13 protein-coding genes and 1 pseudogene are annotated in these 17,875 nt (G+C 70.9%); 9 read left to right on the top strand and 5 right to left on the bottom strand.

The annotated features are described in order from the left end of the window. Nucleotides 1-6 precede the first annotated feature (6 nt). Complete coding sequence (locus tag NFR93_RS14230; protein WP_251454542.1) at nt 7-858, bottom strand: SGNH/GDSL hydrolase family protein; 852 nt, start codon at nt 856-858, stop codon at nt 7-9. Between the two features lie 148 nt (nt 859-1,006). Here NFR93_RS14230 and NFR93_RS14235 point away from each other — a divergent pair, with 148 nt between their 5' ends. Both NFR93_RS14235 and NFR93_RS14240 read left to right on the top strand, forming a co-directional pair. Continuing rightward, nucleotides 1,007-1,327 (top strand): GNAT family N-acetyltransferase, encoded by a 321-nt coding sequence (locus NFR93_RS14235; protein ID WP_251454544.1) that lies wholly within the window; start codon nt 1,007-1,009, stop codon nt 1,325-1,327. Beyond that, entirely contained in the window at nt 1,324-2,313 is a 990-nt protein-coding gene (locus NFR93_RS14240; RefSeq protein WP_251454547.1) for a pirin family protein, read from the top strand. Before NFR93_RS14235 ends, NFR93_RS14240 begins: the two co-directional genes overlap by 4 nt. A gap of 67 nt (nt 2,314-2,380) precedes the next feature. On the opposite strand, the gene NFR93_RS14245 is transcribed toward NFR93_RS14240, so the two are convergent. Continuing rightward, a complete protein-coding gene (locus NFR93_RS14245; RefSeq protein ID WP_251454550.1) occupies nt 2,381-5,287 on the bottom strand; it encodes a S8 family serine peptidase in 2,907 nt (968 codons plus the stop codon). A gap of 239 nt (nt 5,288-5,526) precedes the next feature. Here NFR93_RS14245 and NFR93_RS14250 point away from each other — a divergent pair, with 239 nt between their 5' ends. Genes NFR93_RS14250 through NFR93_RS14265 form a run of 4 tightly spaced genes read left to right on the top strand, consistent with a single transcriptional unit; the run spans nt 5,527 to nt 8,720 of the window. Continuing rightward, entirely contained in the window at nt 5,527-6,075 is a 549-nt protein-coding gene (locus tag NFR93_RS14250; protein WP_251454552.1) for an ECF transporter S component, read from the top strand. 34 nt (nt 6,076-6,109) lie between these two features. Beyond that, nucleotides 6,110-7,072: an energy-coupling factor ABC transporter ATP-binding protein gene (locus NFR93_RS14255; RefSeq protein WP_251454556.1), complete on the top strand. Its 963-nt coding sequence runs from the start codon at nt 6,110-6,112 to the stop codon at nt 7,070-7,072. Next, complete coding sequence (locus NFR93_RS14260) at nt 7,069-7,872, top strand: energy-coupling factor ABC transporter ATP-binding protein (protein ID WP_251454558.1); 804 nt, start codon at nt 7,069-7,071, stop codon at nt 7,870-7,872. The genes NFR93_RS14255 and NFR93_RS14260 overlap by 4 nt, the downstream gene beginning before the upstream one ends. A gap of 44 nt (nt 7,873-7,916) precedes the next feature. Further along, nucleotides 7,917-8,720: an energy-coupling factor transporter transmembrane component T gene (locus NFR93_RS14265; RefSeq protein ID WP_251454661.1), complete on the top strand. Its 804-nt coding sequence runs from the start codon at nt 7,917-7,919 to the stop codon at nt 8,718-8,720. 3 nt (nt 8,721-8,723) lie between these two features. On the opposite strand, the gene NFR93_RS14270 is transcribed toward NFR93_RS14265, so the two are convergent. After that, on the bottom strand, nt 8,724-9,887 hold the full coding sequence (locus NFR93_RS14270) for an acyl-CoA dehydrogenase family protein (RefSeq protein WP_251454560.1): 1,164 nt from the start codon (nt 9,885-9,887) through the stop codon (nt 8,724-8,726). Between the two features lie 312 nt (nt 9,888-10,199). Between NFR93_RS14270 and NFR93_RS14275 the strand changes: the two genes are divergently transcribed. Next, nucleotides 10,200-11,264 (top strand): Rv2578c family radical SAM protein, encoded by a 1,065-nt coding sequence (locus NFR93_RS14275; RefSeq protein WP_251454562.1) that lies wholly within the window; start codon nt 10,200-10,202, stop codon nt 11,262-11,264. Nucleotides 11,265-11,281: 17 nt separating this feature from the next. Continuing rightward, on the top strand, nt 11,282-12,217 hold the full coding sequence (locus tag NFR93_RS14280) for a hypothetical protein (protein WP_251454564.1): 936 nt from the start codon (nt 11,282-11,284) through the stop codon (nt 12,215-12,217). Nucleotides 12,218-12,227: 10 nt separating this feature from the next. On the opposite strand, the gene NFR93_RS14285 is transcribed toward NFR93_RS14280, so the two are convergent. Continuing rightward, nucleotides 12,228-14,345, bottom strand: a complete 2,118-nt coding sequence (locus NFR93_RS14285) for a DEAD/DEAH box helicase (protein WP_251454566.1) — start codon at nt 14,343-14,345, stop codon at nt 12,228-12,230. Nucleotides 14,346-14,716: 371 nt separating this feature from the next. Between NFR93_RS14285 and NFR93_RS14290 the strand changes: the two genes are divergently transcribed. Next, a complete protein-coding gene (locus NFR93_RS14290; RefSeq protein ID WP_251454568.1) occupies nt 14,717-15,685 on the top strand; it encodes a DUF998 domain-containing protein in 969 nt (322 codons plus the stop codon). 370 nt (nt 15,686-16,055) lie between these two features. Here NFR93_RS14290 and NFR93_RS14295 read toward each other — a convergent pair. Continuing rightward, nucleotides 16,056-17,687 (bottom strand): annotated as a pseudogene (locus NFR93_RS14295) (efflux RND transporter permease subunit); the annotation flags it as partial. Between the last annotated feature and the right edge of the window lie 188 nt (nt 17,688-17,875).

Below are 17,875 nucleotides of genomic sequence, written 5' to 3' on the forward strand. Positions count from 1 at the left end.
GTTGCTCTACCAGGGGAGCGCTGCCGCGATCACCCCCGCGTAGGCCTGCTGGCCGGCGGCGTTGGGGTGGAAGCTGCGATCGAAGGTCGCCTGCCCCGACACGAGTCCGCTGATCCACCGGTCGCCGGTGTCGCACAGTCCGTGCCCGTCGAAGGCCGCGGTCACGTCGACGTAGCCCACGCCGGGGTCGGAGGTCAGGAACTGGTAGAGGTCGACACCGCCCTCGATGGCCGCGTTGACGTTCGTCACACCGGTGTTGGCGAGCATCGCCTGCTGCGCGCTGACCTTGACCGGGGTCCGCTGGAAGGCGCCGACACTGCAGGTCCCGGTGACGTCGCCGAACAGCAGCGGGTATCCGGTGACGGCGATGTAGGCGTTCGGGGCGTACGTGCGGATGGCTCCGACGAGCTGTGCGATGCGCTGCGGCAGATCAGCGAGGGCGAGAGCCGCCTCGCCGTACTCCGTCTGGCATGACACCGGTGTGCCCAGGCTGCTGCACGCGGCGAGCACGGCCTGCCAGTCGGCGTTGTTGATACCGGCGGTGAGGGTGACCAGCTGCGTCGCCGGACCCAGGTCGCCGAGCTGCCCGTAGAGGACGTGGTCGGTCGTCGCCCCCGCGCACGCGCTCGACGCGGCGCCGCCGAACCCCGCTCCGAGGATCTCGGGGTAGGCCCGCGCCGAGCGCAGGCACTCCAGATCGAGGTACGGCAGGTTTCCGGTGCCGGCGGCCTCGGAGTCGCCGAGGGCGACGTAGGCCTCCCCGAGATGTCCTTCGGCCGTCGCCGCCGGCGCCCCGCCCAGGAGCGCTGCCAGCGCCAGGGCCGCAGCCGTGGCGAGTGTGATGATGCGTCGCTTCATGATTCTCCTTCGAACCATCGCGCGCGGCCCCCAGAGCCACGATCTGTGCTGAGAATAGACCCGCTGCGAGCCCCGCACCAGGGCCCCGGCGGCGGTGGCGGAATGCGGACCGCCCCCGTACGTTGAAGTCCACGACGAAGGGATGCCGATGCCACACTCCGCCGATCAGATCACCGTCACCCGAGACGAGACTCAGCGCCGTTACGAGATCCACGTCGGCGACGTCCTCGCCGGCTTCACCTCGTTCCGCACCGACTCCCGAGGGCGCGTGCTGTTCCCTCACACCGAGGTGGATCCCGCCTTCAAGGGACGCGGCCTCGCGACAGAACTCGTCGCACAGGCGATGGCCGAGGCCGCGGAGCGCGGAGACACCGTGGTGCCTCACTGCCCGTTCGTGTCGCGCTATCTGCGTGAGAACCCGGTCGACGGACTCGACGTCGACTGGCCCGACCAGCCTCACCCGGAATGACCCGGCTCGACGCGGACGACGCGGTCGCCACGGAGTCCTCGGCCGAGTGCGACGGGCCCCGCGTCGTCCAGCTCGAGGCGCGCGAGGTGCCCCTGGGCGGCGTCCGAGCGATGTCGGTGCGCCGCGCCCTCCCCCAGCGCGACCTCCCGCTCGTCGGGGCGTGGTGCTTTCTCGACCGGTTCGGCCCTCAGGTGACGCGCATGCGCGTGGAGCCGCACCCGCACATCGGCTTGCAGACGGTCACCTGGCCGTTCGAGGGCGAGGTGCGCCACCGCGACACGGTCGGCAGCGACGTCCTCGTGCGACGCGGTGTGCTGAACCTCATGACCAGCGGCGCCGGCATCGCCCACTCCGAGTACTCGGTGGGCGAGGGCGCCGTGCCGCTGGACGCGCTGCAGCTGTGGGTGGCGCTGCCCGAGGGCCGCCGTCACGGCGGACCCGAGTTCGAACGGCACGAAGATCTGCCGGTGGTCGCGCTCGGCGCGCTCGAGGGGGCGGACGGGCACGCCACCGTCGTCGTCGGCGATTTCGCCGGCGTCGCGTCGCCGGCCACGATGCACACGCCCATCGTCGGGGCCGAGATCCACCTCGAACCCGGCGCCCGCGTGCAAGTTCCACTCACCGCCGCCTGGGAGTACGCGGTCCTGCCGATCTCCGGCGACGCCCGGCTGGTCGATGCCGCCACGGGGGGCGACGTCGAACTGGACGTCACGCATCTGCTGTATCTCGGCACCGGACGCGACGAGGTCGTGCTGGCGAGCTCCGCCGGTGCGACGCTGTTCCTCCTCGGCGGCGAGCCCTTCGACGAAGAGATCGTCATGTGGTGGAACTTCGTCGCGCGCAGCCACGAAGAGATCGTCACCGCGCGCGACGCGTGGGAGGCGGCATCCGATCGCTTCGGGCATGTCGTCGATCACGGCGACGAGCGGATCCCGGCCCCGCCGCTGCCGAACGTGCGGCTGACGCGGCGTCGCCGCAGACTCTGAGCAGCCGCTCCGCCACGCGAAGAGGGCGCCCGGGCCGAAGCCCGAGCGCCCTCTCTGCGTGCGGTGGTTACGGAACGTCGACCGAGACCACGGTGCGCACCTGCGAGTCGCCGTAGCGGACGACGCCCAGGTAGTCACCGGAGGTCAGACCCGACCACGACAGCTCGTAGGACGTGGGGACGCCCTCCTCGGCCGGGAGCGGGTTCGGCGTGGCGGTGAAGTCGCCCACACCCTCGCCGCTGACGACGGCGGAGGTGAGGTCCCACGTGAACGGAGCGCTGTACGAGTACACGTGCGCCTCGACCAGGTAGGTGCCCTTCGCGGGCGCCGTGAGGGTCACGGCCTCGTCGGCGGAAGCCGTCGCCGAGGTCCACGACTCGTAGTAGCGCCAGTCGGTGGGGCCGACCACGCGGTAGACGAACAGGTCCATGTCGGACCCGGTGTCATCCGAGGAGTCGATAGCGAACTTCGCCAGCTCGGCGCCCTCTTCGACCTCGACCACGTAGTAGCTGTAGCCGTCGTCCGCTGCGCCGGTGGTCTCGTCGCCGGCCACCAGAAGCTCTTCGGGCGTGAGGCCCGCGAGGTTCAGCGGCAGGTCGCCGGTCACACCGGGCGTGATCTCGACCTCGACGGAGCCGTCGGCGCCGCTGCCCTCGACCGACGCCGGAGCGTCGGCGGTGACGGGGAAGATCGCGATCGGCGAGCGCACCTCGGTGGTACCCGAGGTCCACGTGAGGAAGCCGGTCGTCCAGGCCTCGACGTCGGCACCGGCGTTCGTGAACGTCACGGTGAACTCCTTCGTCTCGCCCGCCTCGGCGAAGCTCAGCGAGCTGGGCTCCACCACGGCGTCGATACCGGGCAGGTCGACCGAGGCGGTGAACGTGCCGGCCTGCGTCGACGTCACCGAGCGGGTGATCGTCTGCGGGCCCGAGAGCGCGCCGATGCCCATGGAGGCGAGGTTGAGGTCGCTGGCGTCGGTGGGCTCCACCCCGAAGTCGTACAGCTCGAGACCCTGGAGGTACGACGCCCAGTCCTGCGCGTCGTTCAGGTACAGCAGACCCGGCTCGAAGTACTTCGTCGGGTCGACGTGTCCTGCTCCCTGGGCGAACGGGTCGGTGTTCTCGGAACCGTCGGCGTTGACCGAGTTGTACGCGGTCGTCATGAGCGCCGACTTCACCTCGGCGGGCGTGGCCGTCGGGTTCTCGCCGAGGTAGAGGGCCCCGAGGCCCGCCACGTGCGGCGACGACATCGACGTACCCGACTTGAACCCGAAGGCGGGCTCGGCGTCGGGGGCGTTGTGCTCGGCGGCGAGGATCGCCACACCGGGCGCGGTCACGTCCGGCTTGATCACGTCGCTGCCGTCGGCGAGCATCGGGCCACGGCTCGAGAAGCCGGCGACCTGGGGGGTCGGGGTCTCGACACCGGTGGTGTTCTCGCCGACCAGCGTGGCCGTCGGGTTCTCGGTGTTCTGCACGTAGTCCAGCAGAGCGTCACGGTGGGTGTGGTCGATGTGGACCGTCGGCACCGAGTGGAAGTCGTTGTCGAGCGAGCCCGGCGTGACGTTCACGAGGATCATGCCGACGCCGCCCTTCTCGGCGACCTCCTGCGACTTCTCGACGCGCGCGTTGACACCGCGGTCGCAGACGACGATCTTGCCGTCGACCTTGGCCGCGTCGAGCGTGCCGAGAAGGCACAGCTCGGCGTCGGCAGCGGTCGCGCCGGCTGCCGCGACATCACCCGAGTACACGACGTCGTCGGTGATCGACTCGCCGAACGGCACGGTGACCGAGGCGCCGGCGGCCTGGAAGCCGTTCGGCAGCTCGACGGTGCCCTCATAGGTGGGGATCGTCGATGCGGCGACCGTCATGTACCACGGCGAGGCGTGGTCGGCGGTCGATGCGTCCGGACCGGAGTTGCCGGCGCTGACCGAGACGAACACGCCTGCGGCTGCCGCGTTGAAGAACGAGATGTCGTCCGGCTGCAGCACGCTCGTGGCCGAGCCGCCGCCGATGGAGTAGTTGATGACGTCCACGCCGTCGGCGACGGCCTGGTCGATGGCGCCGAGCAGGTCGCTCAGCGCGCAGATGTCATCGGCGGTGCTCAGGACGTCGGGACCGACCCAGCACGCCTTGTACGAGGCGACCTTCGCGGCCGGGGCGACACCCGAGATCTGACCGAAGTCGATACCGGCGACCTCGGTCTCGACGCCGAAGTTGCCCGCCGCGGTGCCCGCGGTGTGCGAGCCGTGGCCGTCGCCGTCGAGCGGCGAGAGGTAGTCGGCACCGAAGTCGAAGCCGGCAGCCTGCGCGCCGGACGAGAAGTACTGCGCACCGATCAGCTTGGTGTTGTAGTCCTGCTTGCTCCAGCCCTCGCCGGCGACCCGCTTGGAGCGGAAGATGTTGCCGTCGGACTTGCGGAACAGCACGTGGTTGCCGTCGATGTAGGGCTTCGCGCCCGGCTTTCCGAGGAGCTTCTCGCCCGCGAACGAGGGGTTGTCGGCCGCGATGCCGGTGTCGACGACACCCACCACGACGCCGTCGCCCGAGGACTCCACTCCGCCGACCTCGTCCCAGACCCCGCCGCTGCCGTCGGGGAACGAGCCGAGACCGAGGAACTCGGTCGAGGGGATCGCCTGCGGGTGCCGGATCTCGTCGGCGTACACGCCGAGGACGTCCTTGCTGCCGCGCAGCTCGGCGACCTCGTCGCCGGTCAGGTCGGCGGTGAAGCCGTTGAGGGTGATCTGGTAGCTGGCGGCGGCCTCGACGCCCACGCTCTCGGCGAGCTTGCGCTGCTCGTTCTTGAGGTGCGCGACGTACTTCTGCGAGTTGGGCGTCGCGGCATCCAGCTGCGTGCCCTTGGCGGGCTTGGTGGGCGCGATGCCGGGCGTGCCGCCTTCGTACGTCGCCAGCGGCGCGTCCTTCAGCAGCACGATGTAGTGGCCGTCGGGCGCATCGATCGGGATGGGTCTGTTCACCTCCTCGGAACTCGCGCCGAAGCTTGCTGTGGCTGTTCCGGTGAACAGTGCGGCGAGTGTGACGACCGCAGCTGCCCTGACGGAGGATCGACCCATTTGTGGCCCCCCAAGGGTGGTGTTCTGAGAGATGTTGCGCGGCGTCTTCGGCGCGCAACGAATGCAAACGTAACTCACAGGGTCCATTCAGTGAACGGCCGATTTGTGAGAATCGTATGAGAGCCGCCGGTAGCATTGAGCGGGTGGGCCACCCATCCCGACTGTCGACGAGCATTCTGCTCACGTGCGCGGCCATCGGGGTCGCGACGGGCATTCTGCAGGCAGCGGCGGGCGCGATCAGCGGTCCGATCTCAGCCGCGGTGCCGATCGTCTACGGCCTCGTTCTCGGCATCCACGTGCTGCCGGGAGTCATCGCGCAGGAACTGCTGCGGGCCCCGTGGGTCGCCCTCGTGACGCACCTGGTCGCGGCCCTCGTCGCCAGCGCCGTCGTCCCCCTGTGGATCGGACGCTACGTGGGCACGGCGCTGCTGATCGGCGCCCTGCAGGAGGGCATCGCGGCGCTCGCGCGCTACCGACGATGGGAGCCGTGGCGCTTCTTCGTCTCGGCCGTCATCGTCGGGGCGGTCATCGCCGTCGCCATCTGGTTCGCCGCCGACGTCGCGCGCTTCCCGTTCTGGGGCCAGGCCGTCTACGTCGCGCTCTTCGCCGTCGGCCCCGTCGCGTGGACGGCGGTCGGCCTCGGCGCCGGCGCAGCCCTGCGCCGCGCGGGAGTGCCCCGCCGCCGCGTCTGACTCCGCGTTCCGGCGACGGGCTAGCGTGGAGCGCGTGACCGACACCGCCGCGCTGCTGAGCGTGCGCGACGTGTCGATCACCTACGACGGCGCGGGTGCTCCGGCGCCGGCTGCGGCATCCTTCGACATCGCCCGCGGCGAGGTGGTCCTGCTGCTCGGCCCGAGCGGTTCGGGTAAATCCACGCTCACGCTCGCGACGAACGGCCTTGTGCCGCACGCGGTGCCCGCCGACGTGGCCGGCACCATTCGCGTGGAAGGGCTCGACGCCGCCCTGACCACCGTCGCAGAGCTCAGCACGCACGTCGGCATGGTGTTCCAGGACCCGGACGCGCAGCTGGTCACCGGAACCCTGCTCGACGAGGTCGCCTTCGGGCCCGAGAATCTGCGGATGCCGGTGGGCGACGTGCTCGAGCGGGCGGAGTCCGCGCTTCGACGTGTGGGGCTGTGGGATCGCCGGCGCGAGAACCCCGACCGGCTGTCGGGCGGCGGTCGACAGCGCCTGGCCATCGCCTGCGCGCTGGCGATGGGCTCGCCGCTGCTCGTGCTCGACGAGCCCACGGCGAACCTCGACCCGCGCGGTATCGCCGACGTCTACCGCGCGCTCGCCGACCTCGTCGCGGACGGCGGGCGCGGGATCCTGCTGGTCGAGCACAACCTCGACCAGGCCATCGAGCTGGTCGATCGCGTCGTCGTGCTCGACCACGCCGGCCGGATGATCGCCGACGGCGCAGTGGACGATGTGCTGCGCGGACGCGCCGAAGAGCTCGACTCCCTCGGGGTGTGGCTGCCGGTGTCGACGCTGGCGGCCCTCCGGCTGCGACGTGCGGGCTACACGATGGAGCCGCTGCCGCTGAGCCCGGCCGAGCTGCGCGCAGCGCTCGACGGTCAACCGGCCCGCACCACCCCGCGGGCACCCGCCGCCGGACCGCCGACGAGAAACGCCGCGACGCCCCCGCCACCGCCGCCGCCGCCGCCGCCGCCGCGATCGTCAGCGTGAACGGCCTCACGGTGCGCCGCGGACGCACCGCCGTGCTGCACGACGTCGACCTGGAGGTCCGCGCCGGCGAGTTCACCGCGATCGTCGGAGCCAACGGCGCCGGCAAGACGACGCTGCTGCAGGCGATCGCCGGCGTCATCCGGCCTCCGCGCGGCACCGTCCGCGTCGCCGGTCGCGATGTCGCCCGCACGGATGCGCGCCGACTGTCGGATCGCATCGGGTTCGTCTTCCAGAACCCCGAGCATCAGTTCATCGCGCACACGGCCTTCGACGAGCTCGCGCACGGGCTTCGCGTGCGTCGGATGCCGGAGCACGACGTCCGCGCGCGCACCCTGGCGATGCTCGACCGGTTCGGGCTGGCCGACCACCGCGACGTCCATCCGTTCCAGCTGTCGGGAGGACAGAAGCGACGGCTGTCGGTGGGGACCGCGCTCATCACCGGAGCCCCGGTGCTCGCCCTGGACGAGCCGACGTTCGGCCAGGACCGCTCGCGAGCCGACGAACTCCTGGCGCTCCTGCGCGAGCTGCACGACGAGGGCACCACGGTGCTCGTGGTCACCCACGACATGCAGCTGGTCACCGATCATGCCGACCGCACCGTCGTCCTGGCCGGGGGCCGCATCCTGCGCGTGGGCGACACCGACGCGGTGTTCGCCGACGACGACCTCATCGAGCGATCGGGACTGCTTCCCCCTCCGCTGCGCCGCGCGCTGCGCGATCTGTCCTCGCACCCCGCCCTGGCGGAAGTGACACGGATCGCCGATCTGCCGGACGAGCCGACCGCGGCGGTGCCGCTGTGACCGCCACCGGACCAGTGCTGACATCGCAGGGCGCGCGCTCGCGAATGGACCCGTACGCCGAACGCGTCCGCGCGTCACCGCTGCGGTTCCTCTACGGGCTCAATCCGCTGGCGAAGCTGCTGGCCCCGCTCCCCGCGATGGTGCTGCTGGCGTTCGTGCGCGATCTCGCCACACCGGCGGCGTTCCTGGCGCTGACGTACGCGGTGCTCCTGGTCGGGGTGAGCATCACCCCGCGACTGCTGGTCGTGCTCCTGGCGCTGGTCCCCGCCGCCGCGGTCTCGATCGGATTCGGGTTCTCGCTGTGGATCGACCCGAGCGGCGTCGACCAGTCCCTGGTGGTGTGGCGCGTCGGGTCGTGGACGCTCTACGGCGGTGCGCTGCTGGTCGGCTTCGCCACCGGCCTGCGGATCGCCGCGATCATCGCCCTCGCACTCATCGCCGGACTGTCCACGACCGGACCGGACCTCGTCCGGGCGGCGGTCCAGCAGCTGCGTGTGCCCTACCGCATCGGCTACACCGCTCTCGCGGCCTTCCGTTTCGTCCCGCGTTTCGGGCACGAACTCGAGGTCATCCGCCACGCCCACCGCGTCCGCGGCGCCCACGGCGGCCGCGGACCCCTTGCCGCGGCCGCACGCTGGTCGGGCTATCTCGTACCGCTGCTGGCCGGTGCGATCCGTCACGCAGAGCGGGTCGCCCTCGCGATGGACGCGCGCGCCTTCGGAGCGCACCCCGACCGCACCGAGAGGCACCTCGTGCCGTGGCGCGTCCGGGACGGCGTGTTCACCGCGGCCTTCGTCGCGGCATCCGGGGCGATCTTCTGGGTGCTCTTCCCGTGGGGAGCGGCCTGACCGCTACTTCTTCCCGGCGAGCTGACGACCGACGATCTCGCGCATGATCTCGTTGGTGCCGCCGTAGATGCGGTGCACGCGTGCGTCGAGGAACGCGCGGGCGATCGGATACTCGGTGATGTAGCCGTAGCCGCCGTGCAGCTGCACGCACGTGTCGAGGATCTCCCACTCGCGCTCGGTCGCCCAGAACTTCACCTTCGCGGCCTCCTCGGCCGAGAGCTTGCCGTCCTTGTATGCCAGGAGCGCGCGGTCGGTGTACGCCCACAGCGCGTCGACGGTCGCGGCGACGTCCGCGAGCTGGAACCGGGTGTTCTGGAAGTCGATGATCCGCTGACCGAAGGCCTCGCGGTCCTTCGTGTAGGCGATCGTCCAGTCGAGGGCGGCCTGAGCGGCCGCGGCACCGGCGACACCGATCGAGAGGCGCTCGAGCGGCAGGTTCATCATGAGCTGAACGAAGCCCAAGCCCTCTTTTCCGCTGATCAGGTTGGCCTCGGGCACGAACACGTCGCTGAAGGACAGCTCGGCGGTGTCGTGACCCTGGAAGCCCATCTTGTGCAGCTTCTTGCCGTGGTCGAAGCCGGCCATGCCGCTCTCGAGGATCAGCAGGCTGAACGCGTCGGGACGGCTCCCCTCGCCGGTCTTGACGAACGTCACGACCATGTCGGCGGTCTTGCCCGACGAGATGAAGGTCTTCGCGCCGTTGACGATGTAGCCGCCGTCGACCTTCTTCGCTGTCGTCTTGATGCCTCGCAGGTCGCTGCCGGCACCGGGCTCGGTCATCGCCAGTGCGCCGAGGATCTCGCCGGTGGCCATGCCGGGCAGCCACTTCTGCTTCTGCTCCTGGGTGCCCATGTGCACGATGTAGGGCACGGCGAGGTCGTCCTGGATGCCGAACGCACCGGCGAGCGACCCGGCGCCGGCGGCGATGACCTCTTCCATGACCACGGTGCGGAAGCGGTAGTCCTGCAGCATCCCCGCGCCGCCGAACTCCTCGGGGACCGAGAGGCCGATGATGCCGGCGTCGCCCGCGGCACGCATCGTCTGCCGGTCGATCTCGCCGGCCGCGTCCCACTGCTCGCGCTTCTCGTTCGTGACGTAGCGCTTGCAGAACTCCTTCACGACGTCTCGGAACGCCTCGTGGTCCTCGTCGTAGATGTCGCGTTCCATTCGTGTGTTCCTCTCGTCGTCGAGCCGTCGCAGATCCCCGGCGCTGGCATCAGATCCCACTTCCCATGGTACGCAGTTTCACTGGACCTCGTCGTTCGGCCGCGGTGACCGACCTGCGCGCGTCGCGACGAGCGGAGGACGATCGGCCCACCGGAGGAGCATTCACGCCCTTCCCGTCCTCCCCACGGCCACGGCTCCTCCCGCGGAGGCCGCGAGCGGAGGTCGACAACACGGATGCCGCGCCCGGCCACCGGTTTCGATAGGGTCCGCGCCGCACTTGACTCCGATTCGGTCATATGTTCGACTGTGGAGATGCGGTGGCAGGGACAGCAGTTGGGGCAGGCGGATGCCGCGGCGCTGCCGGGCCTCGAGAAGCTGAACTCGCTGGTGCGCTCGGTCACCACCCCCGACTTCGCAGACGTGACGTTCCATGAGGTGCTCTGCAAGTCCGCGCTCAACCACGTGCCGTCGTCGTCGGCGATGCCATTCAACTGGACGGTCAACCCGTACCGGGGATGCAGTCATGCCTGCAGTTACTGCTTCGCTCGGGGAACGCACGAGTACCTCGAGCTCGACGCCGGTCGTGACTTCGACACCCAGGTGATCGTGAAGATCAACGTCGAAGAGGTGCTCCGCCGAGAACTGGCCCGCGGCGCGTGGCAGCACGAGTCCGTCGCGCTCGGCACCAACACCGACCCGTACCAGCGGGCCGAAGGACGGTACCGGCTCATGCCGGGCATCGTGAGCGCGCTCACCGAATCGGGGACGCCGTTCTCGGTCCTCACCAAGGGCACGCTGCTGCGAAGGGATCTGCCGCTGCTCCGCGACGCCGCGGCATCCGTGCCCGTCTCGCTGGCGATGTCGATCGCGGTGTTCGACGACGAGCTGCAGAAGCTCGTCGAACCCGGGACGCCGAGCGCGTCCGCCCGGCTCGATACGGTGCGGGCGGCGACCGAGGCGGGCTTCCGCGTCACGGTGTTCCTCATGCCGATCCTTCCGCACCTGACCGATTCGGTCGCCGCGATCGACCACGCGCTGGGTCGCATCCGCGAGGCGGGGGCGGTCCGCGTCATCTACGGAGCGCTGCACCTGCGCCCCGGTGCGAAGCAGTGGTTCTTCACGTGGCTTCAGCAGCACCGTCCCGACCTCGTCCCCGCCTACCGCGGGCTCTACCCGGGCGCCTCGGCGAACGCGCCGAAGCCCTACCGCGCGTGGCTGGCGAAGCGCGTGAGACCGCTCCTGCGCGTGCACCGCCTCGACGGACGCGAAGAGGACGAGAACCCTCGCGGCCCTGCGCGGGCGTCGTCGCCGGGTCCGGTGATCACGACGTCCCGAGGCCGCGCAACGGCATCCGAATCGGCGATCGCGCTGTTCTGAGATGTCAGGATGGCGGAGTGGCAGACTCCGGCGTCGATGAATTGAGGATGCTGCGTGCCCGCGCCTACGGGCCGAACGCCGACATCCATGACGACGAGGCCGCCCTCGCCCGCCTCCACGAACTCGAGGACGAAGCACGCCTCATGGCCCGCCCGCGGATGACCGACGCACGGCCTGCTGCAGGAGGGACCGCGCGGCCGACGTCGCCGACCGCAGCGCCCGAGGATCCGCTCGCCGCCTTCGCGCCGCTTCTCGGCGAGGGTCACGACTCCACGTCGCCCGACGCCCGGTCTTCGACTCCCGCTCATGCGCCATCCGAGATCGCCGCTGTCGGGCCCCGCCATCCCGACACCGATCCCGATCCCGATCCCGAGACCGGGAGGACGGTGGACGGCGCGGAACCGACACCCAGCGCGACAGACCGCAACCGCGAGTCCGAGCCCGCGGATCACGCCGGCTCGGCGAGCCCGGCGCGACGCCGCGGGGTGCGCTCCCTCACCGCCAAGCGGCTGGGCCTGTTGTGGGCGGTGTCGCTCATCGCGACGGCACTGGTCGCCTCGGGCGTGACGCTGGCGATCACGAGCACGGGCGCCCCGCAGGTCGCGCTTCTCAGCGTGAACGAGGATGACGACTGGCCGGACGACCTGTTCGGCGAGAAGCCGCCGGGGGCTCAGCGCTTCGACGACTTCGCCGGGCTCATCGTCGTCTCGGTGCCGGGCTGGGGCTCGACCGAGTCGGCCCCGTGCCTCTATGTACTGGCGCCGTCCTCATCGCAGGGGACCGTGTCGACCGGCGGCTGCGCCGCCGGGGAGTTCCCCGCCGCGGGTGCGCTCACGGTGACCGGATCGACGCCGAGCGAACTGCGCGACCGATTCCGGGTGGGGACGTCGCTGCAGTTCGTCCTCGACGGCTCCCGCGTGAGGGTCTACTCGGACGGCGCCCCGCGCGAGTAGATCCTCCCCATCAGACCGTCGGGTCGACCTGGCGTCCGCTGAGCTCTTCGATGAGGTCGTCGCCGGGACGGACCTCGTCGAACGGCGCCTCGATCTCGGCGCGGTCCAGCATCTCGGTCATCCGGCGGCGGCGCTGACGTGTGATGAGCGTCACGACCGTGCCCGAGCGGCCGGCGCGGCCGGTGCGGCCGGAGCGGTGCAGGTAGGTCTTGTACTCGTCCGGCGGGTCAGCCTGCACGACCAGGTCGATGTCGTCGACATGGATGCCGCGAGCGGCCACGTCGGTGGCGACGAGCACCCGGACGCGACCCGAGGTGAGCTTCTCGAGGTTGCGGGTGCGCTTGGCCTGGTTGAGGTCGCCGTGCAGCGCGAGCGCGGGGATGCCTGCGTCGTCGAACTGCTCCGACAGCATCTCGGCGTACGCACGCGTGCGGGCGAAGACGAGCGTCTTGCCGTCACGGTCGACGAGCGACCCGAGGATGTCGGCCTTGTCGCGGTGATCGATGACGAGGATGCGGTGGTCGATCGTGCCGGTGTCCTGGTCCTCGCCGGCGACCTCGTAGACGGCGGGGTTCACGAGGAACTCATCGACGAGCGCTGCGACCTCTCGATCCAGGGTCGCCGAGAACAGCAGCTTCTGGCTGCCGTCGCTGGTGTGGCGGAGGATCCGCTGCACCGGCTCGAGGAAGCCCAGCTCGCACATGTGGTCGGCCTCGTCGAGCACCGCGATGCGGATCTCGGACAGGTCGAGCTTGCCCTGCTGCACGAGGTCTTCGATGCGGCCGGGCGTGCCGATGATGATGTCGACGCCCTTCTTCAGCGCGCCGACCTGGCGACCCTGGGGAACGCCGCCGTAGATCTGGGTCGTGAAGAGGCCGACACTGCGCGCGATGGGCTGGATCGTGCGGTCGATCTGCAGCGCGAGCTCGCGCGTCGGGGCGAGGATGAGGGCCTTGGGTGACCGGCCGAACTCCCGGCGGCTGCCGGCCTGCGAGCGCAGGATCGACTCGACCAGCGGGGCGCCGAACGCGATCGTCTTACCCGAGCCGGTGCGGCCGCGGGCGAGGACGTCTCGGCCTTCGAGGATCGGGGCGACCGTGGCCGCCTGGATCGGGAAGGGCGTCGACGCGCCGAGGTCGGCGAGCACGCGCACGATGTTCTGGCCGAGACCGAGCTCGTCGAACGAACCAGGGACCTCTTCGGCCTGGATGGCCTGCGCCTGCAGGCGTTCGTGCACCACGTCGACGCGGTCCTCGTGCGCCTTGTCGCGGGCGGGCGTCGCCTTCCAGTCCGAGCGTCCGGCGCTCTGATCGCGGCGAGGGCGGTCGTCGAACGAACGCGCGGGACGGTCCGCACGCGCCGGTCGCTCGTCGCGACGCGGACGGTCGTCGAACGAACGAACCGGACGGTCCGAACGAGCGGGACGGTCGTCCCGGCGCGGGCGGTCGTCGAATCCGTGGGCGGGACGATCATCGCGACGTGGGCGGTCGTCGAACGAACGCGCGGGACGGTCCGCACGCACCGGACGCTCGTCGCGACGCGGACGGTCGTCGAACGAACGAACCGGACGGTCCGAACGAGCGGGACGGTCGTCCCGGCGCGGGCGGTCATCGAATCCGCGGGCGGGACGGTCATCGCGACGCGGACGGTCGTCGAACGAACGAACCGGACGGTCCGAACGAGCGGGACGGTCGTCCCGGCGCGGGCGGTCGTCGAATCCGCGGGCGGGTCGCTCGTCGCGACGCGGACGGTCATCGAACGAACGAACCGGACGGTCCGCACGCACGGGACGGTCGTCCCGGCGCGGACGGTCGTCGAACGAACGAACCGGACGGTCCGAACGCACCGGACGGTCGTCGCGACGCGCCGGACGGTCGTCACGGGCATGGGTGCGAATGCCGCGCGCCTCATCTCGGCCGGCGCGCTCCTGCGCGGTCCATCGACGCTTGGGCGCGGCATCCTTGGCCTCGGCCTGGTGTCCGCGGTGTCCGGCGCTGCGGCTCCCGGGCTTGCCGGCGGACGCCTCTCCGGGACGGCGCTTGCGGTCCTGGAACGACGTCTTGGCGCCGTAGCGGGGCTCGAAGTTCTTGGCGGCACGGCCGCCGGCGGGCTTCTTGTTCTTGGGCACGGTGGTGTCCTTCTGGGTTCTCTTGCACGAGAACAGCGTCGAACGCGCACGCTCGATCAACCCGGACATCCGTCGGCCGGGGCCATTCATGTGATGGTCGTCGGGGCGATCGCCCCCACCATCGGCCCCTGGAACTCACAGAAAAGCAGCCGCGTAGAGCAGATCCCACGCGGTGTCCCGAGCCGACGCTACAGTTTAGCCGCGTTTTCCTGAGAGACTACAGACGCAAGCCCGAGGCAGACGACGATAACATTCGTCAAAAGCGAGTGCCGTCATGCTAGGGGGGATCCAGCGGGCCAGCGGCGCCACTTGCTTCGGGATGGTCTTGCCGTACCCGGAGCACGTGAGCCACGGCCCCCACGGTGGGCAGAATGACTTCGACGACTCTCAGTGCAGCACCCGGGTACGCACCGGTCGCGGTGGCGACCGTCGTTGCGCACCCGGTCGTGCCCGCGCCGGGATCGCGCTGGATCGACCGGCCCCTGTCGCACCGCACCTTCGAGGTGGCGATGGCCTTCCTCGCCGTGGGCGTCCTCGTGGCGATCATCACCACCAGCGACCCCCTGTGGTGGCAGCTGCACTTCTCGCAGCTGGGCACGTTCGGCGACCTCTCGGCCCGCACCTTCAACTCCACCGTCATCGTCGCGGGCCTGCTGCTGTCGTGCTACGGCATCCTTCTCGGGGCCGACCTGCCCGCGACCGTCGGGCGCCGCACCTCGCGGGGAATCCGCTGGTCGCTCATCTCCGCCGGCGCGCACATGATCGTCGTCGGCATCGTGCCCATACCGATCGACGAGGTCATGCACGACCGCGCGGCGGCCGGCCTCGCCCTGTCGTTCCTCGCCCTGATCGCGTCGGCGTTCGGGCTGCGCGGGGTGACCCGCCGCTTCCGCGGACTCACGATCATCTGCGTGGTCCTGCTGGCGGTCGGGATGACCGCGCTGATCACGGGCGTCATCAACCTCGCCAGCTACGAAGCCATCGCGTTCGGCACCGTCGCCGTCTGGGTCACGTACTTCAACCGGATGCTGCGCGACGCGCCGGTGATCGACGAGGCCCTCCCGGCGATCGCACTCGACGCCGTGACCGACGAGATCGCGGTCCACATCCCCCTGCGCAGCGGCCGCCACGTCGCCCTGCGCGGGACGGTTCGCCGCAGCGGCGCCGCGGTGAACCGGAGCATCACCGCGCGGAATCGTCCCCGTCGGTCGTCGCATCCTCGGGCTGCGCGCTCACGTGCCCGGGGTCGGTCGCAGAGCCGGGCTCGAACCCTCCCCCGACATCCGCATCGGCGTCCGGTCGCGACGCATCCTCATCGCTCGCCTCGACGTCGTCGCTGAGCGCCTCGTCTGACGGGTCCTCGCTCGTCGGCCCGCCGTGGGCGGCCGCAGCCGGCGGGCCCGCGGACTCCGGAACCTCGACATCCGGCGCCTCTTCGATCATCGGCACATCAGCCTCGGGCACGGCGATCGGCTCACCGTGCGCAGGGGTGGCGTCCGCGGCCGCGTCCCGCGCGCCCTCGGGCGCGGGAGCGGATGCCGCCACCTCGACATCCGGCGCCTCCTCGATCATCGGCACATTCACATCGTCGTTCGGCACGGTGTCCATCCCTCCCGTCGCGGCGGCTCCCGCGGTCGCGGCTGATTCTCGCAGACGCCGCGCGCGGCGGGTCTCGGTCGCGCCGGCACCGGCGAGCACCGGCTCGGCGACCGCCTGCTCCGAGCTCGCGGCACCCCCGGCATCCGCGCCCCCGGCCCGGCGCGCAGCGCGGCGCTCGGACGCGCCTTCGACGAGGTTGTAGAGCGTCGGCAGCACCAGCAGAGTGAGCACCGTGGACGACACCAGTCCGCCGATGACGACGATCGCGAGCGGCTGCGAGATGAAGCCGCCGCTGCCGGTGATGCCGAGCGCCATCGGGGTGAGGGCGAAGATCGTCGCGAGCGCCGTCATGAGGATGGGGCGAAGGCGACGCGCCCCGCCCGCGAGGGTCGCGTCGTGCGCCGACAGGCCCTTCTCGCGGTACTGGTTGACGAGGTCGACGAGCACGATCGCGTTGGTCACCACGATGCCGATGAGCATGAGGACGCCGATGAGCGACGCGACGCCGAGGGGGACGCCGGTGATGATCTGCAGCAGGATGGCGCCGGTCGCCGCGAACGGCACCGACACCAGCAGAAGCAGCGGCTGCCGGAGCGACTTGAACGTGGCGACCATGACGACGTAGACGATGAGGATCGCCGCCAGCAGGGCGAGCCCGAGCTGTGTGAAAGCGTCCTGCTGCTGTGAGACGACGCCGCCGAGCGCCGCGTCTGCGGACGCGGGCAGCTCGACGTCGGCGAGCACCTCGGTCACCGCGGCGCTGGCCGCGGTCAGGTCGTCGGTCGAGGGCGTCACCGTCACGGTCGCGGTGCGCTGGCCGCGCTGGGTCGTGATCGAAACGGGACCCTCGCTCTCCTCGACCGTCGCGACCTCGTCGAGGTCGACCGGCCCGCTCGCCGTCGGAACGGTGAGCTCGCGCAGCTCCTGCAGCGAGGCGGGGGTCGCGTCCGTGGCGAGGTAGACCGTCAGCGCGGTGTCGTCGATCTCGACCGTGCCGATCGAACGCGGCTGCATGGCGTTGGACACGAGTCCGCCGACCGCCACTTCCGACAGCCCGAGCTCCGCGGCCCGCTCGCGGTCGACCTCGACGGCGATGAAGGGCAGCGACCCGGCGAGATTGCTCGTGACCTGACCCACGCCCTCGGCCGCCGACACCGTCTCGACGACGACATCCGTCGCCTCGCGCAGGGTGGCCGAGTCGGCGGCGGTGACCTCGATCTCGATGTCGCTCGACCCGAATCCGCCGCCGGTCGCCGCGACGGCGATCTCGCCGGCGCCCTCGAGGGTCGCCACGGCGTCCTGCACCTCTTCGCGCAGCGCGACCTGGTCGACGTCGGGGTCGGTCGTGATGGAGTAGGTGATCCCCGAGCTGCCACCGGCGAAGGCGTCGCGCAGCGCCGAGCCGCTGGAGCCGATCGACACCTGGAAGGTCTGGATGCCGTCGATGCCGCTGAGCACCTCCTCCACCTGCTCGGCGGCGGCGCTCTCGGCTTCGAGGCTCGGGGCCGCACCGATCTCCTGCGTCATCGTGAAGGTGTTCTGACCGGAGTCGCCGAGGAAGTTCGTCTTCATGAACGGCGCCACCGCGACGGTTCCCCCGAGCACCAGCACCGCGAGCAGAAGCGTCACCCACGAGTGCCGCAGGGTCCACCGCAGGACCGGCAGGTATCCCTTCTGCAGGCGGGGCGGCGGGGGCCCCGGGGGCCCGGGGGCGACGGGGGGGGCCCCGGGCGCCCCCCCCCAACAGCCCCTACATCGCCGAGCGCACCGCCGACAAGGGGGGCCGCGAGGCCGAGGTCATCCCCCCGCCGGTGCGGGTGGCCGACTTCTCGACGGCGGCGCTCGTCCACACGGTCGCCGAGCAGCGCATCCTGAAGGCGCTGCCTACCGAGTTCCTCCTCGGCGTCTCGCGCTTCGTGCCCTACAAGCGA

This window comes from Microbacterium sp. Marseille-Q6648, from assembly GCF_943181415.1.
Lineage (GTDB): Bacteria > Actinomycetota > Actinomycetes > Actinomycetales > Microbacteriaceae > Microbacterium.

What these genes read in the sequence shown, in the direction of transcription:
- NFR93_RS14230 (WP_251454542.1), bottom strand. Translation starts at nt 858, where the DNA reads ATGAAGCGACGCATCATCACACTCGCCACGGCTGCGGCCCTGGCGCTG.
- NFR93_RS14235 (WP_251454544.1), top strand. Translation starts at nt 1,007, where the DNA reads ATGCCACACTCCGCCGATCAGATCACCGTCACCCGAGACGAGACTCAG.
- NFR93_RS14240 (WP_251454547.1), top strand. Translation starts at nt 1,324, where the DNA reads ATGACCCGGCTCGACGCGGACGACGCGGTCGCCACGGAGTCCTCGGCC.
- NFR93_RS14265 (WP_251454661.1), top strand. Translation starts at nt 7,917, where the DNA reads ATGGACCCGTACGCCGAACGCGTCCGCGCGTCACCGCTGCGGTTCCTC.
- NFR93_RS14270 (WP_251454560.1), bottom strand. Translation starts at nt 9,887, where the DNA reads ATGGAACGCGACATCTACGACGAGGACCACGAGGCGTTCCGAGACGTC.
- NFR93_RS14275 (WP_251454562.1), top strand. Translation starts at nt 10,200, where the DNA reads ATGCGGTGGCAGGGACAGCAGTTGGGGCAGGCGGATGCCGCGGCGCTG.
- NFR93_RS14290 (WP_251454568.1), top strand. Translation starts at nt 14,717, where the DNA reads ATGACTTCGACGACTCTCAGTGCAGCACCCGGGTACGCACCGGTCGCG.